Here is a 15,509-nt window from a genome sequence, read left to right as displayed (position 1 = left end):
TTACATAAATAATTTATTCAAAAATTTCGCCTTCCAAGTGCGTTGAAAAAGCTCTCACAACTTTAACGCGCAAGTTCTTTCCGAGCAGATTGCCATTGCCTTTTACGGCAACGGGTTTGTATGCAAAATTACGTCCCACCCAAGAACCAGCAACCTTACCCATCTCATTAACCAGAATTTCGCCCTCCCAGCCAACCCAGCGCTGATTTTTCTCAAAAGCAACTTTTCTCGCTACCTTAGCTGCTTCGCTACTTCTGCGTTTAATCTCCCCCAAAGACACAAAATCCGCTTGCATTTCAGCCGCCACCGTTCTGGGTCTTACAAAAAACTTTGAAACATTCACGATGTCAGGCTTAACCTCTTCAATTAACTGCAAGGTCTTCTCAAAAGCTTCTCCGCTTTCGCCTGGAAAACCACAAATCACATCAGTAGCTACAGTCATCTGTGGAAAACTTGCACGGAAAGCGTTTACAATTTTCTTGAACTCTTCGATTGAATAGAATCTTCGCATGCGCTTAAGGATTTGGTCGTCGCCGCTTTGTACTGGTATATGAGCAAACTTGTAGACTTTCTCGTTTTTGAAAGCGCGAATTAAATCTTCTAGCATGTCCATTGCCAGGTTGGGGGTCATCATGCCCACGCGAATTTTAAAGTCTCCCTCAACAGTGCATAAGGCTTCAAGAAGTTCTGCAAGATTCGTGCCAATGTCTCTTCCATAACAAGCCGTATCCTGCGAAGTAAGCCAAAACTCTCTAACTCCACTGGCGAGGTCTCTTTTCACTCTTTCAACAACCTCTTGAACACTATAACTCCTTAAGCGTCCTCTTGCAAAAACCACACAACAATAAGCGCATGAACCTAAACAGCCATAGTTTACTGGGATGATGCCTATGACCGGATTAATTCGTACACATGGAAGATTCAAGCTTGGTTTAGCCTTCAACGCATCTTCCAAGAAAACGGTTCTTTTACCATTTGAAACTTGCTTAACAACCTTAACGATTGCGTTGCCTGCTGCTGGTCCGACGACCCCGTCAAAAGGTACTTCTCTGCATAACCGTTCAAAATTAATTAATGGCAAGCATCCAGCAACAATCAGCTTCTTGCTTTTCGGGACTCTTCTTAGCATTTCAATCATGCGGCTTTCCGTGGGTCCTTTAACAGCGCAAGTGTTATAGACAATGATATCTGCCTCTGAGAAATCGCTCACCAACGCATAACCAGCTTCCGCTAAACAACCCGCCAAAACCTCACCGTCCGCTAAATTTGTTGAGCACCCGAAACTCTTAACGAAAACGCGCATGCCACTTCATCGCGATACATTAAATGCTTTAACAAGAAATAAAAACATAGAGGTTGCCAACTGCTGGAATTTACAGAAATCTGAAACAGGTCATAAAGAATGCTTAAATATAAAAGAACGAACATATTTAAGGCATATTTATATCATATTATGAAGAAGTATAACTTGTAACCCTAATTCTGTTGCTTACCCGGAGGGAGAAATGAATTGAAGTTAATCACACTGTATTTACCCGAACCCTATATTAAAGCTTTAGACCACCTCGTGAATGAAAAGTTTTACCCAAACCGTGCAGAAGCAATTCGCGTAGCTATCCGTGACTTAATTAACGATGAAGTTATGCGGTGGAAAAAGGTTGGCTAAAATGCAACCCGCAGAACATGCGCTTAAGTACGCGTGGCAAGGCATGACAGCTGAGGAGGTTCTGCAGTCTAGCAACTGCCGCATTGTAGTAGTCGGAGTTGGCGGAGCTGGAAATAACACTGTTTCGCGACTGATGGAGATGGGAATAACAGGCGCTGAATGCATAGCGATAAATACAGATGCGCTTCACCTCACTGCGTCAAGAGGACATCAAAAAATCCTGATAGGTGAAAAACTCACTAAGGGACTCGGTGTTGGTGGCGACCCAACGCTTGGAAGAGCAGCAATCGAAGAATCTAAGAAACGCATTGAAGATTTGCTTTCTGGCGCAGGCATAGTTTTCATAACTGCTGGTTTGGGAGGCGGAACTGGAACTGGCGCCGCGCCAGTTATCGCGGAAATTGCAAGGCGAAAAGGTGCAATAACTGTGGGCGTTGTAACTACGCCCTTCAGAATCGAGAAGGGTCGAATCGAATATGCCGCCGCGGCGTTAACTGAAATGCGCAGAAACTGCGACACCGTGGTCGTAATAGATAACAACAAGCTAATGCAACTCGTGCCACAGTTACCCATAAACGAAGCCTTCAGAATCGCAGACCAAGTTTTAGCAAACATGATTAAAGGCATCGTCGAAACAATCTCAGCCCCAAGCCTCATAAACCTTGACTTCGCAGACTTCAAAACCATTGTTAAACGAGGCGGAGTAGCCGTTGTAGGAGTAGGCGAATCTGACGCGCCCAACAGGGCAGAAGAAGCCGTGCGAAACGCTCTAAGAAGTCCACTGCTTGATGTGGATTATGCCGGCGCAACCGGAGCCTTAATTCACGTGACTGGCGACGCGCATATGACAATTGAAGAGGCAAACCGTGTAGGCGAAATCGTTACTGAAATGATGGACACTAATGCTTTGGTAATATGGGGAGCAAGAGTCAACCCAGAGCAAGACGGCAAACTGAAAGTCACGCTTGTGATGACTGGCGTGAACTCGCCGCATATTCTAAGCGGATTCGGAACAATCGCGCCTCAACTTTTCAATCTTGAACCCTACGCGGAGCCAGAAAAGAAACTTGGCTTGAATTTGAATCTCTATCAAATGGAAAACTTCCTCTGACTTTTCTCTCTTTTTATGAATACGCGCCCAAAAGGTATTCGGTAAATCCCATTTTTCCACGGAGACAAGAAATCTACAATTCTAAAGCTTGTTACAAAATATATGAGTAGAGAATAGAATATTCTCACTTATTAAAGAGCAGTGAATTATTAACGTAATTTTCTTTTCAAGGACAGAATCTCTCTTTTCAATCTCATTGTTAACGGTATTGCACTGCCCAAGGGTTCACATAACCCCTTTTTTATTGCTCTCATTATCTTATCAATCTGTAATTCAGCGTTAATAATCGTGTATGCGCAGCCGATTTCTGGAGCATAGTGGGCGTCGCTGCCAGCAACTTGGCTAATTCCTAGGCGCAAAGCAATTTCTTTACTATGTTTAACGGAATATTTGAATGGGAAGGCAGAAGCGTTAATCACTTCCACTGCGTCAAACTTTGAATTCGTGTGTTTCCCCAAGCTTCCTTTAAAGAAAGTTGCTGGGTGACATGCCACTGCAATGCCGCCAGTCTCATGTATCTTATCCACAGTTTCATCTACGCTGAGTTTTGATGGAATGAATTCTTGAACATTAAGCCCTAGGACGTGTCCGTTCAAACTTGAAATTTCAATTCCAGGAATAATTAAAAAGTCGGTTTCTTTGGCTATTTTTAGGGCGCCGTTGATTCTGTCGTGGTCTGTTATTGCTATGCCGTTTAATCCGCGTTTTTTAGCGTAGAAAACGAGCTGTTCTGGCGTGATTGAGGAGTCGTAGGAATAGTGTGTGTGAACGTGAAGGTCGATTTTTAACTGCAAAGTTTCACGCAGTCTTTCCTAGGCGTTCTCTGGCTTTCTCTAACATCTCATCCAGTTCTTTTTCGTCAGCCTCTATCTTTCTGAATAATGGTTTGGGTTTGGCTATTTCATGGTTTGTTGGTAAGGGTTTTAGGGTTTCATCCCAGTTTTGTTCATACACGTTTCCTGGTAGGTTAAGGGTTTTCCAGATTTCTTGTGCGGTGAATGGCATGAAAGGCGCTGAGGCTATGGATAAGGCTTTGACAATTTGCGCTGCAACGTAAAGGATGTTTGCAGCCTCTTCTTTGTTTTTCTTGATGAGGTTCCATGGTTCTTTCTCGTTAAGATACTGGTTTCCTATGCGGCTGATGCTTATTAGCGTGTTAGTGGCAGACTGCAGTTTACAGTCTTCGATTTCCTCTGCGAGTGTTTTGACTTTTTCTCTGAGAGTTTTCAGAATTTGTTGGTCATCTTGGCTTAAGGTTATTGGTTGTGGAATTTTTCCGTCGAATTGGGTGCGTATGAAAGTTAGGGTTCTGTGGATGAAGTTGCCGAATGTGTCGTTTAGGTCAGCATTTACTTTTTCAATGAATATTTCCCATGAGAAGTTTGAATCTTTGGTTTCTGGTCTTGTTGCCATTAGAAAGTAACGCCAGTAGTCTGCTGGGAAAAGCTCTAGGGCTTCGTCTATCCATATGCCGATTCTCTGGCTTTTTGAGGCTTTCTCGCCTTTGAACTGGAGGAATTCGGTTGCAGGCACATTCCATGGCAAGACATAGTCCTCTCCAGAAGCCAATAGCAATGCTGGAAAGATTATCACATGGAAGGGAATGTTGTCTTTTCCAATGAAATACAAGGTGCGCGTGTCCTTTTTGAACCAGTATTCCTTCCATTTTTCTGGTTCTCCACGCTTTTTGAAGTATTCTATCGTTGCTGAAATGTAGCCCAAAACATTCTCAAACCAGACGTAGAAGGTTTTGCCTTCTGCTCCTGGAAACGGCGCTGGGATTCCCCATTCAACGTCTCTTGTCATGGCTCTTGGTTTTAATCCTTCTTTTATGAGGTTTAGGCTGAAGTTTCTAGCGTTGAGTGGTAATTGTTTGTTTTTGCTGATGTAGTTGGCAAGTTTTTCTGAGAATTTTGGCAGGTCAAAATACCATTGTTTTGTCTTTTTTATGACTGGTTTGCTTTTGCATATTACGCAGTAGGGTTCGATTAGCAGTAGGGGTTCTAGTAGTCTTCCGCAGGAATCGCATTGGTCTCCGCGGGCTGGTTCGTATCCGCAGTATGGGCATTTTCCTTCGACGAATCTGTCTGGTAAGAAGCGACTGCATTTTGTGCAGTAGAGCATTTCTGTTTCTTGTGTGAAGATGTAACCGTTGTTGTAGACTTTTCTTTGGTGGTCTTGCACGAATTTTATGTGAACGGGATTTTCTGTTCGGGTGTAATTGTCGAATGAGAAGCCCCATTTCTTGAATAGTTCAACAACTTTCGCGTGCATTTTATCTGTTAATTGTTTCGGCGAAATTCCCTGTCTTATCGCTTCCACTTCTATTGGAGTTCCATGCTCGTCTGAACCGCTTACCATCACTACTTCTTCGCCTTTCAAGCGATAGTATCGAGCGGCAACGTCTGCTGATAAGACTTGCACTAGCGTGCCCAAGTGTGGGAGATAGTTCACGTAGGGCCAAGCGCATGTGACTACGACTTTTCCGAGTTTCACGGCACCTCCAAATTTTCATTTAAGCTGTTATCCTCTTGTTAATTCTATTACTTAAAGATAAATGGAGAAAAATGTTGGGGGAAGTTTGCTGTTGTTATTCTTCTGTTGTTTTCCATGTCACTTGTGGTTTGCGTGTTGATAGAAATATGGTGGAGGCTATTATTATTGTGCAGACGATTATTAACACGGTTAGTATTGTGAACAATGTTATCAGTTTATCCATGTCTTGAATGCTCATCGGAGCTGGCGTGCTTGCTATGCTGATTGGAATGTTCTTTGTTTCGGTTATCTTATCGGTCACTGTTCGCACTTTTATGTTTGAGATGCCGGAAGCGATTGCTCTGCCGTCTGTGGGCACAGTGAATGTTAGTGTAAAGCTTCGGTTTTCGCCTGCGTCGATGGTTGGGTATTGTATATCTTTGATTGTTTCGTTTCCTTCCCATACGTAAGCGTCGTGCCATGGATATTCCACAGTGATGCTTTTTATGGTGATGTCTTCTGTTCCGTCGTTGTATATCCAGATGCGCAAGTTTCCTTGTTCGCCTGGTTTGTATTGGGGTTTGTCCACGTAGCCGTAAATTTCTATGCTGGCGGCAGCTTTAACGGAAGACGCAAAAGATAATGCTATCAGTGTTGCCATTAAGGCTGATAACAAAAGTTTTTCTTTCAATTATGAACACCCTTTCAAACTTGATAATATTGTTGATATTTAAAATTTGTCACGTTGGAATCGGTGTCCGACTTGACGAGAGTCATTGTTATGGGCTGACTAAATTTTTCTAAAAAATTCTTCAACAATTTTCGTCAAAATTGAAGCGTTGGCGTTGGTTCGGATTCCTTTTGTGTTAAAATGGGTTGCCAACGCTTTGAATCCTTTTTCTTTTAGGGTTTCGATTATTTTTTCTGTTGATGGGACTGGAAGCGCCGTTTTGTCGCATATTTTGTCAAGAACATAGTATGTCGGTGGTGCGTCTGCTTCTTTGCTTATTAGATTTAGAATTTTTGCTATTTTTCCTCCTGTTTTCAAAACTTTGCGTCTGGCTTCGTTTTTCATTGTTTCGCAGAATTGCTGGTCTGCTAGTTTTCCTAGCCATAATGGTCCCGCGAAGTTCATTTTTGAGCCGCATTCACTGCATTTAAGCTGGTCTGTTTTGAATAGTCCTTTTGTGGTTTCTCTGTGGAAGCATTTGGAGCAGTGGAGTATGTAGCCCATTTTTTCTATGCTTTCGTCAGCTTTTTTTGCGCTGTAGTTTATTGTTGCGTATACGCGTACGTAGTGGTTTGCGCTGTGGCTGAAAATTACTTGCATGCCTATGTCGTGTTTTGCGGCTATCGTGGCTAAGCATCCAGCTAACAGTCTAACGGCTAGTTCGTGGCAGTATTCTGTGCGTAGTGGTTTTCCGCCGTATTTGCGTATGCAGGCTTTTGGGTGGACTCCGCAGAGTGGCGCCATGTCTGTTGCTGTTAAGGCTAAGAGTCCGTTGTTGCGTAAGGCGCGGATTGCAGGGTCTAGGTAGGGCACTGGCGAGCCAAACGGGTCTATGTCTATGGCGTCGAATCTTTTGTGTGGTTCGGAGTAATGTGCGAGGAGAAAGTTTGCATCTTCGTTTTTGACTGTGATGCGTTTGTCTAGTTTGTTTTTTTGCACGTTGATTTTGGCGAGTTGGGCGGCTTTGTCGTTGATGTCGTTTATCAGAACTTTTTTTACGCCTTTGACTTCTTTTGCGAAGCGTATTCCTCTTATGCCGCAGCCGGTTAAAGGTTCGCAAACGGAGATTTCTCGGTTTGCTATTTTCTGGTAGGCTTGTAAGGCTAGGACTGCTATGTCGCGGTTGAGTTCCATGATTGGGTTGTAGAAGACTGGAGCTTTTGAGGGTGCGTAGTCTGAGGGTTGTTTTATGAAGGCTTTGAGTTTTGGAACGGTGATTTTGGTTTTGCCTTCTTGGATTGTTTCTGTTGGAAAGTCTATGGTGGCGTTTGTTTTTTTCATGTTCTTGTTTTTCTCCGAGAGTATTTGGGGATCGAAATATTTTAATGCGTTTTGTGTAGATGTGTAGCGCGTGAGAGTGAGTGTATGAAAGCGTTTGTTTCGGTTGATATGGAAGGCATGCCGTATGTTGTTGTTCCGGGGCATTTGAATTTGAAGGGTAGTTTGTATGGGGAGGCTAGGAAGATTGCTACTAAAGTTACGCTTGTGGTTGTTGATGAGTTGCATAAGGAGGGTTTTGACGAGGTTGTTGTTGCTGACAGTCATGGTCCGATGGTTAATGTTCATGTTGAGGATTTGCCGGAGTATGTGGAGATTATCCGGGGTTTTCCGCGTCCGTTGAGTATGGTTGCGGGTGTTGAAGGGTGTGATGTTGCTGTTTTTCTTGGTTATCATTCTAAGTTTGGAACGGCGAAGTCTTCGTTTGACCATACTTACAGTGGCGGAAGTATTAACAAGTTAGAGATTAATGGTGTTGAGGTTAGTGAGTTTCTCTTTAATGCTTACGCTGCGGGTGACTTTAAGGTTCCAGTAATACTGGTTGCAGGTGACGCTCAACTGTTAGAGGATGATGTTAAGAAGTATGCGCCTTGGGTTGAAACTGTGGCTTTGAAGCGTTCTCTGAGTAGAGTTTCCGCTAAAAGTCCAGGAATGGCGAAAATTGAGAGTGAATTGAGAAAGGCTGTTGATAAGGCTGTAGCTAACTTTAAGCGTAAGAAGGTTAAGTTGTTGGTTGCTGGTAAGCCTGTGAAGTCGCGTGTTACTTTTTTGGCGAGTCACTTTGCGGATGTAGCAGGGTTGTTGCCTTCAGTTAAGCGGGTTGACGGGTTGAGTGTGGAATACACGGCGAAGAGTATGGTTGACGCGTATAAGACGTTTGAGTTGTTGGTGCTTGCTGCTGCGGGCATGTCATCTTTGCTTACGAATCTTTCTTAAGGTGTTTTGAAGCTGGTTAAGTTGCAGAAACGAGTTTTGCTTTTAACTGGCAGTCCGGGTGTTGGTAAGTCAAGTGTTCTTTTGAAGATTGTTGAGGCGTTGAAAGCTAGAGGCTACCGTGTCGGTGGAATGTTAAGTCGTGAAGTTCGCTCTTGCGGTACACGGGTTGGTTTTGAAATTTTGGATTTGAGCAGTGGCGAGCGTGGGTGGCTTGCGCATGTTAATCAGCCTAGTGGTCCAAGGGTTGGCAAGTACCGCGTGAACTTGGAAGACCTTGACGGTGTGGGCGTTGCTGCGATTTTGAGGGCTGTTGAGGGTTTGGATGTGGTTGCTGTTGATGAGGTTGGACCGATGGAGTTGTTTTCTGAACGGTTTAGGGAAGCGGTTAAGCGGGCTACTGAAAGTAAAAAGCTTGTGGTTGGCATAATTCATTGGAAGGCACGGGACAAACTGATAAATGAGATTAGAAGCAGAGAAGACGCAGAAGTGCATGTGGTCACTTTTGAGAACAGAGGAAACCTACACGAGGTAATACTTGAAAAAGCAGTCAAATTTCTAGAAAATACCTAAAATCAAGTTTCCGATTAGCAAGACATAAAAATTGAGACAATGCATTAACAATGAGGTGCGATATTATGGCGAACCTTAAGCCGTCAGATTATAGGCTTCTGTTAGAGTTAATGAGAGATTCTAAACGCAGTGACCGACAGTTAGCTAAAGTTTTGGGAATATCTCAGCCGACCGTCACGCGGAAAAGAGCCATTCTAGAAAAAGAGTTTATTGATGGTTACACTGCGATTCCGAAATGGAATAAGCTTGGCTTTGAAATTTTCGCGATTACCCTAGTCAAGATTAAGTCTGCTATCGCATCAAAAGAACACTATGAAGCCACTCGAAAAAGAGCTTTGGATTGGCTTAAGAATCAAAACAACATTATCATGGCTGGCGCTTGCAGAGGCATGGGCGTTGATTCCTTCATGATTTCTCTTCACAAGAGTTACCCAGAATATGACGAGTTCATGCGGGATTATAGGCTTGAAATGGGAGAGTTCACCGAGGACATTCAATCCGTTCTTGTGAATCTTCGGGGAAAAGAACTGGTGAAACCCTTTCACTTGAAATATTTAGCAGAAATGCAGCAACAAGAAAAATAAAAAATGTTTTTAGTAGTTTTCTGTCCAAAGCTCATAGTAGCTTTTCGGGTGGTCGCAAACCGGACATTTTTCTGGCGCTTCTTTGCCTTCCATCACGTATCCACAGTTTCGACACTTCCACATCACTGGCTTTTCTCTTTTGAAAACTCTGCCAAGCTCAACATTTTCCAACAATTTTCTATATCGTCTCTCATGATACTCTTCAACCTTCGCAACATTCCGAAAAGTTCTTGCAACCTCTGGAAAACCTTCCTCTTCGGCAATCTCTGCAAAATTAGGATAAAGCGTGCCCCACTCGTATTTTTCGCCTTCAGCCGCAGCCCGCAAATTTTCCGCTGTCGAGGCAATAACGCCTGCTGGATAGGCTGCAGTAATCTCCACCAAGCCGCCTTTTAAGAACTTAAAGAAAAGCTCAGCGTGTTCTTTCTCGTTGTCCGCGGTTTCTGTGAAAATCGCCGAAATCTGCTCGTAACCTTCCTTCTTCGCAACGCTGGCGAAGAAGGTGTAGCGCATTCTAGCCTGCGACTCGCCAGCGAAAGCCGCCAACAAATTCTTCTCCGTTCTGCTACCTTTCAATTCCATCTAATGCCTAACCTCCATTATGACTCATATAATTTACACGCAACACTCATAAAAGAGTTCCCCAAAACCGCCCAAAATCAACCAAAAATTCAACCTATAAATAAGGGGGGTATAGCTGCGCAGAGCACACAAACAAAAACTCAAGGAACAACATTCAACCCAAAACCGCCAAAACACGACCAATACCTACGCAACAACCTCTTCAACTCATCAACTGTCCTCTCAACCACCCTAATACAATATGGCGGTTCTTTCGGTAGCGGAAAAGAATCTTCCACGCAAATCTCCTTCAAACCAACCACTCCAGCAACAAGCGCATACCAACACATCGGCAAAACCTGCGGGTTATAACCACTTCCAGGAATCAAAACAACCTTTCCACCACAAACCTTGTCCGCCGTTTCCCTAATCAACTGCGAAATTCTAAAAAAACCCTTCACAGTCAAATTCAAATCTCCAAGCATATCAGCAAAGTGCGGGTCGTTTCCGCCATTTGCAATTATTATTTCAGGCTCAAACTCCTCTGCTAACGGCACAAAAACTTCATTCAACGCATAAAGGTATGTGTTGTCACTTGTCCTCGGCGGTAAAGGCACGTTAATATTGTAACCCTCCCCAGCATATTCTCCAATCTGTTCAACAAAACCTGTTCCCGGATAAATCGTCCTTGGGTCTTGGTGCAAAGAAATGTACAGCACGCTTGGGTCATGATAGTAAATGTCGCTTGTGCCATTTCCAAAATGCACATCATAATCCAATATTAAAAAACGCTTAACATTATAATTAGCTCTCAAATGCTCAACCAAAACAGCCACGTCATTAAATATGCAGAAACCACCGCCATAATTGCGTCCTGCATGATGATAACCGCCACCCACGGAAATTGCACGTTTCACTTCACCATCAAAAACAGCTCTTCCACAACGAATCGCACCACCAACAATTAACAGTGCAGCCTCCAAAATCTCCGGCGAAACAGGCGTCTCAACATCATAAGGCGTGTTCTCCGTTGCCAAACGAAAAATCAAATCCACATAACCCTTATCATGAACCCTTAACAACTCTTCCCTCGATGCTGGTTGAGGTTCAACTAGAACAATTTCCGAAAGCTTAAACAAACCTTGATTCTCAAAAAACTTCATAGCATTGGCGAATCTGTCACCTCTAAAAGGATGCCCTTCGCCCAAATCATACTGCCTAAATTTCTCGTGAAAAGTCATCATCACTTTGTCAATCAACCATTATGCACTCTCGGAAAAATAAACACACGTTAAAATATATAAAAAACTCTGAAATTCCAAGCTAACTAGATAGAAAAAAGGAGCGAAGTTATCTATTAGTTTATTACGCTTCTTGTTTTTCTTCAGTTTGTGATTGAGTTTCTGTAGGTTGTGCTTGCTCTTGCGCAGGCTCGGAAGTTGTTATCTCTTTGATTTCCACAACTGGCGGAGTTTCTTCGGCAACTTTGATTTCAGCTTGGGGTACATCAATATTTTGTGAAGATTGTGGCTCAATTTTTTCTTGCACACTCACATCCGCTGTTAGGTTCAACGTGTTTGTCGAAAGTTGATTTATGGCTTCTTTAACCGCGCCTAACTCGTTCCTTGCAGTATCAAGCCCAACAGACAGAAGGTTGATTTCACGCTGATAAGTCTCATCGTCAACCTCACCTGTCACATGCTGAATTTCAAAGTTTGCAAGAAACATCTCCAACGTTTTGATTTGCTCTTCAAGCTCCATCATTTTAGTGTTCATTTTCTCCAGCAAAGCCCTCTGCTGCTTCTCAATTTCTTCCACCGTCGCGTCGATTTCCTTGTTGAAAAGTTCATGTGTAGGCGGCGAAATTTTGCCAGTGTTCAATAAATTGTCTAAAGCTTGCTTCTTTTTCTTCGCCATCTCATATTCTTCGCTTAATCGCTTAAACGAGTGTTTCCACGAAATCAATTATTAGCACCGTTCAGTTTTAGCCGCGAAAGAAAGAGATAACGTTTGTTAACATGCAGATATATCGCTGACTGTTAAAAAGGGAAGATTTTCTCTTTTAAGTGAAAAATTGCGTTAAAAAAAATCGATTGTTGCTGGCTGTCTTTTATAATTGATTATTGAAACATTTCTTTACGATTTTTTATGGCATAAACTCTCAATCGAAACCAGCTTTTTCGGAACAGCAGCCCTTACGCCTTTTTTCGGGTCAACAACCTGATTAACCTTCACATCAACAACAAGGCTAGCGAACATGTAGGCATTCTCAAAAGACCACCCATACTCACGCATTAACCCTTCCACAGCCGCTTCAACAGCCAACTCTGAAGCCTCATCAAGCGAATCACCGCAAACAAGAAAAGCATAACTATCACGCGTTTCAAGAACAGGCCAAGAAGGACATTTTCCCTTTAGAACGTCAAAGCTTAAGATTACTTCTCCAGAAATCTCAATCGCTGAAACGCAGACTTCGCCATCAGCCTGAACCGCATGAAGGTCTCCAGCCGCGAAAAGAGCACCTTCCACGAAAACGGGCAAATAGAGCCTTGCACCTGCAGTTATTTCTTTTACATCCATGTTTCCGCCGTGTTTGCCCGAGGTTCCTGTTGGGATTTCGCCGGTTTTGGGCGCTACACCTATCGTGCCTATCATAGGCTCTGCTTTAACTTTGATTCCGTTTTCAAAATGTACTTGTCCGTTCTGGATTGGGACGATTTTTATTGTTGGTTTGATATGTTTATTTCTTAATGCTCCTTGTTTCGGTATCGTTGCGATTACGCCTTTTTCCGGCATCCTTATTTCTTCAATCTTCACAATTAGCGTGTCGCCGGGTTTTGCACCGTTGATGTAGAGTGGTCCTGTTGCACCGTTCACTTTCGTCCAGTCAAGCTTTTCTATTGATGCATTTTCGCTTTTTACTTGGTTTCCAAACGCATCTTGGGTTTCGAGAAGAATTTTCTCTTTAAGGTCGATGTGTGCTACTGGTTTGTGTTTCGGTGAGAAGCTGTAGATGACCTTGCGGTTTGATATTCTTTTCATGGTGTTAACCTTTTATTTAGGGTAAACATGCAGTTTTTATAAAAGGTTTATGGACTCTGCTGTTTAAATTTGTTTTATTCTGTTTCAACTTCTTATTCGGAATTCGAATAAAATTTAAATATTTATATCTAACCTAAAATGTTAAAATGTGAATAAACATGACTGCCCTGACAATCATTGTTGGCGGTGAAAGATTGGAAGGAAAAATTTTGAAAAAAATGCACGAAAGAATAATCAAAAACTTCATGGACATAATCATTTTGGCTGAGCTGAGAAACGGACCCTTAAGCGGCTACGACGTAATTTCCTTCATCCACAACAGATTCCACCTCCTCGTAAGCTCAGGCACCGTTTACTCGCTCTTATACTCTCTCGAAAGAAACGGACTAATCGAAGGTACATGGAACGAAAGAAAAAGAGTTTACAAACTCACAGACAAAGGCAGAAAAACAATCGACACCGTACTCAACGCAAACGACAAAATCAAAAACTTCATAACAGGCTTGTTAAAAGTTCAATCTACCGCTTAATTTTTTACACCAAAACAATCGAAATGCTAAAAAACATCTTCAATCATCTTCTAAAAGCTTGGCGGGCCCGTAGCTCAGTAAGGATTAGAGCACCGGGCTTTTAACCCGGGGGTCCCGGGTTCAAACTTGGAAGATTCGTGCCTTTCAGGGGACAGTTCCCGGCGGGCCCGTCTAAAGGCGTGTTGACATTATTTTTTAAATTTTTGTGGTTGTGACTTTTGGAAAACGCATCCTTTATAGTAATATTCATGATTGCGGAATATTTGTTAAAGTATTCACTATTAATTATATGCATGATTGGAGATGGACTTTAAGATAAGAAAGTTAGCTGTGGTGCTTACAATTACAGTATTTCTTTTTGGATTAATACCCATGAACACGAAAATTACTTTTTCAGAAAGCGGCGAAAGAAAAATTGATGTCTTTACAGACAAGGCGCCATTTGATGGAAGAGGACTAAACCAATCAAGTGATGCATATCAACCGCAAGAATTGCTTATTCTTTACGCTCTAGTAACTTACAATGAAAATCCATTATCCAACAAACTTGTTGGTTTTCAAGTTAGGAATCCAATAAACGCGTTTCAAAACATAACGATAACTGGTACTTGCGCCTCAAATGAGAGCGGTATAGCAACTTTCTTGTTTAGAATTCCATGGCCCTCTGAAAATGGTGAAGAGATAATTTTTGGTGTATGGTCAGTAATAGCTACTGTGGATATAGCAGGAAGCATGGTATTAGATACTTTAACCTTCAAGGTTGGCTGGATAATTGAAATAACGGAAATATCCACTTTAAATACAAGATTGGAACCCATAACGTCATGTTCTCAAGGAGAAACAATAGTTTTCAATCTAACAATCCAAAATATTGCCCTAACACCAAAAATCGCCACAATTGCTGTGGATATGCAAGACATAGCGAACTATCCAATATTGCATATTCAAAACGATGACGTTTTTGAACATGGAAAAAGTTACACATATGTAACTTCGCACGTTCCGCTAACTGCGATGATCGGAGAAGCAACAATTTATGCAGTCGCATTCACTGCTCCACTTGATATTGGTGGGGTTCCCTATTGTCCTACTATATCAACAAAATTAACTATCACTCCACAAAAGCAGTATTATTTAGCTGTGAGAACTAATCCTCCTAACATAGTTACAATTTCTGGCGAAGGCTGGTATAATGAAGGGTCTAACGTCAACTTAGTTGCTCCTGAACATGTTTCCATAACCACTAATACGCGTTACAAGTTTGTATGCTGGGATGTCGATGGGATATTTAACGCAACAAATTCGATCACTGTGATTATGAATTCAAATCATACAGTTACAGCACATTATATTGTACAGTATTATTTGACTGTCAACATGGTTCCTTCAGGTATTGTGATGATTCTTGGGGAAGGTTGGTATGATCAATTTGAAAATGTCAGCTTAACAGCTCCGGTTGTTGAAGGATACGACTTTGACTATTGGAAAGTTGACGAAACCACTCAAATCGCTGGAACACGCACAATAACAGTTTTCATGAACGCCCCTCACAACGCGACAGCCTACTATCATTCTATAGCGGCGGGTGCATATTTCCCATGGTGGGCACTCTTCTGGTATCTGCTCTTCCCACTCGCATTAATACTTATCATCCTTCTCGCTCTGCTTTACCGCAGAAGAAAAAAGAAGAAAGAAGACACGTTCTACAGAGGCTGGACCGCTTGGTATTACTGTTACGATCTGCGAAAGAGAATCCGTTGATTTCTAGAACAGAAGAAGAAAGAAGTGATGAGGGAAGCCTTCTCCTTTCCCGCTTAGGCTGAATACCTTATAAATGCTCTTTTTTATAAAACCCTTGCTATATGCACAAGCATATATCATTTCTCAAAATATACCCTATTACACACTCATTTCAGCTTTGGAAACTTTGCTTTTAGGCAGTAAAGCGAAAAGTATTGGTGGGAAGGCTTAAGAAAATGTTCGAGGAAATTGCTGCAGATGCGGTTAAAATGTTGATGTTTCTCTT

At 42.3% G+C, this 15,509-nt stretch carries 16 protein-coding genes and 1 tRNA gene; 8 read left to right on the top strand and 9 right to left on the bottom strand.

Annotation, left to right across the window (positions count from 1 at the left end):
* Window positions 1–13: 13 nt before the first annotated feature.
* Window positions 14–1,303 carry a tRNA (N(6)-L-threonylcarbamoyladenosine(37)-C(2))-methylthiotransferase gene (locus HM003_05595; GenBank protein ID MBX5328810.1) on the bottom strand — a complete coding sequence of 430 codons (1,290 nt, stop codon included), beginning with the start codon at window positions 1,301–1,303 and terminating at the stop codon, window positions 14–16.
* 207 nt (window positions 1,304–1,510) lie between these two features.
* On the opposite strand from HM003_05595, the gene HM003_05590 reads away from it, so the two are divergent.
* Window positions 1,511–1,666, top strand: coding sequence for a ribbon-helix-helix protein, CopG family (locus HM003_05590; protein MBX5328809.1), 156 nt, complete (start codon window positions 1,511–1,513; stop codon window positions 1,664–1,666).
* Window positions 1,659–2,777 (top strand): cell division protein FtsZ, encoded by a 1,119-nt coding sequence (gene ftsZ / locus HM003_05585; GenBank protein ID MBX5328808.1) that lies wholly within the window; start codon window positions 1,659–1,661, stop codon window positions 2,775–2,777. The genes HM003_05590 and ftsZ overlap by 8 nt, the downstream gene beginning before the upstream one ends.
* Before the next feature lie 149 nt (window positions 2,778–2,926).
* Here the strand turns inward: ftsZ and HM003_05580 are convergent, their stop codons facing one another.
* From HM003_05580 to HM003_05565, 4 genes are all read right to left on the bottom strand, one after another.
* Window positions 2,927–3,571, bottom strand: a complete 645-nt coding sequence (locus HM003_05580) for a CehA/McbA family metallohydrolase (protein ID MBX5328807.1) — start codon at window positions 3,569–3,571, stop codon at window positions 2,927–2,929.
* A gap of 4 nt (window positions 3,572–3,575) precedes the next feature.
* The gene (locus HM003_05575; protein MBX5328806.1) at window positions 3,576–5,273 is read right to left on the bottom strand and encodes a methionine--tRNA ligase; all 1,698 of its coding nucleotides are present in this window, start codon (window positions 5,271–5,273) and stop codon (window positions 3,576–3,578) included.
* A 94-nt stretch (window positions 5,274–5,367) separates the two neighbouring features.
* On the bottom strand, window positions 5,368–5,943 hold the full coding sequence (locus HM003_05570) for a hypothetical protein (GenBank protein ID MBX5328805.1): 576 nt from the start codon (window positions 5,941–5,943) through the stop codon (window positions 5,368–5,370).
* Window positions 5,944–6,042: 99 nt separating this feature from the next.
* Window positions 6,043–7,263, bottom strand: a complete 1,221-nt coding sequence (locus tag HM003_05565; GenBank protein ID MBX5328804.1) for a tRNA (guanine(10)-N(2))-dimethyltransferase — start codon at window positions 7,261–7,263, stop codon at window positions 6,043–6,045.
* Window positions 7,264–7,347: 84 nt separating this feature from the next.
* On the opposite strand from HM003_05565, the gene HM003_05560 reads away from it, so the two are divergent.
* The 3 genes from HM003_05560 to HM003_05550 all read left to right on the top strand — a co-directional run bounded on the left by HM003_05560 (window position 7,348) and on the right by HM003_05550 (window position 9,350).
* Window positions 7,348–8,196: a peptide transporter gene (locus HM003_05560; GenBank protein ID MBX5328803.1), complete on the top strand. Its 849-nt coding sequence runs from the start codon at window positions 7,348–7,350 to the stop codon at window positions 8,194–8,196.
* Between the two features lie 6 nt (window positions 8,197–8,202).
* Window positions 8,203–8,766: an NTPase gene (locus HM003_05555; protein MBX5328802.1), complete on the top strand. Its 564-nt coding sequence runs from the start codon at window positions 8,203–8,205 to the stop codon at window positions 8,764–8,766.
* A gap of 65 nt (window positions 8,767–8,831) precedes the next feature.
* On the top strand, window positions 8,832–9,350 hold the full coding sequence (locus HM003_05550) for an Lrp/AsnC family transcriptional regulator (protein MBX5328801.1): 519 nt from the start codon (window positions 8,832–8,834) through the stop codon (window positions 9,348–9,350).
* A 9-nt stretch (window positions 9,351–9,359) separates the two neighbouring features.
* Here HM003_05550 and HM003_05545 read toward each other — a convergent pair whose 3' ends face one another.
* The 4 genes from HM003_05545 to HM003_05530 form a co-directional block, all read right to left on the bottom strand.
* A complete protein-coding gene (locus tag HM003_05545; protein MBX5328800.1) occupies window positions 9,360–9,932 on the bottom strand; it encodes a rubrerythrin family protein in 573 nt (190 codons plus the stop codon).
* 140 nt (window positions 9,933–10,072) lie between these two features.
* Window positions 10,073–11,170, bottom strand: coding sequence for an acetoin utilization protein AcuC (locus HM003_05540; protein MBX5328799.1), 1,098 nt, complete (start codon window positions 11,168–11,170; stop codon window positions 10,073–10,075).
* Window positions 11,171–11,276: 106 nt separating this feature from the next.
* Window positions 11,277–11,876 carry a CdvA-like protein gene (locus HM003_05535; protein ID MBX5328798.1) on the bottom strand — a complete coding sequence of 200 codons (600 nt, stop codon included), beginning with the start codon at window positions 11,874–11,876 and terminating at the stop codon, window positions 11,277–11,279.
* Window positions 11,877–12,047: 171 nt separating this feature from the next.
* Entirely contained in the window at window positions 12,048–12,953 is a 906-nt protein-coding gene (locus HM003_05530) for an acetamidase/formamidase family protein (GenBank protein ID MBX5328797.1), read from the bottom strand.
* Between the two features lie 158 nt (window positions 12,954–13,111).
* Here HM003_05530 and HM003_05525 point away from each other — a divergent pair, with 158 nt between their 5' ends.
* The 3 genes from HM003_05525 to HM003_05515 all read left to right on the top strand — a co-directional run bounded on the left by HM003_05525 (window position 13,112) and on the right by HM003_05515 (window position 15,244).
* Window positions 13,112–13,483 carry a PadR family transcriptional regulator gene (locus tag HM003_05525; protein ID MBX5328796.1) on the top strand — a complete coding sequence of 124 codons (372 nt, stop codon included), beginning with the start codon at window positions 13,112–13,114 and terminating at the stop codon, window positions 13,481–13,483.
* Between the two features lie 63 nt (window positions 13,484–13,546).
* A tRNA-Lys gene (locus tag HM003_05520) sits at window positions 13,547–13,653 on the top strand.
* Between the two features lie 202 nt (window positions 13,654–13,855).
* Window positions 13,856–15,244, top strand: coding sequence for a hypothetical protein (locus HM003_05515; protein ID MBX5328795.1), 1,389 nt, complete (start codon window positions 13,856–13,858; stop codon window positions 15,242–15,244).
* Window positions 15,245–15,509: the final 265 nt, after the last annotated feature.

The organism is Candidatus Bathyarchaeota archaeon A05DMB-5 (assembly GCA_019685655.1).
GTDB lineage: Archaea > Thermoproteota > Bathyarchaeia > Bathyarchaeales > Bathycorpusculaceae > DSLH01.
The sequence above is the reverse complement of the archived record's forward strand: the minus strand, read 5'-3'. Positions and strand labels throughout refer to the sequence as shown.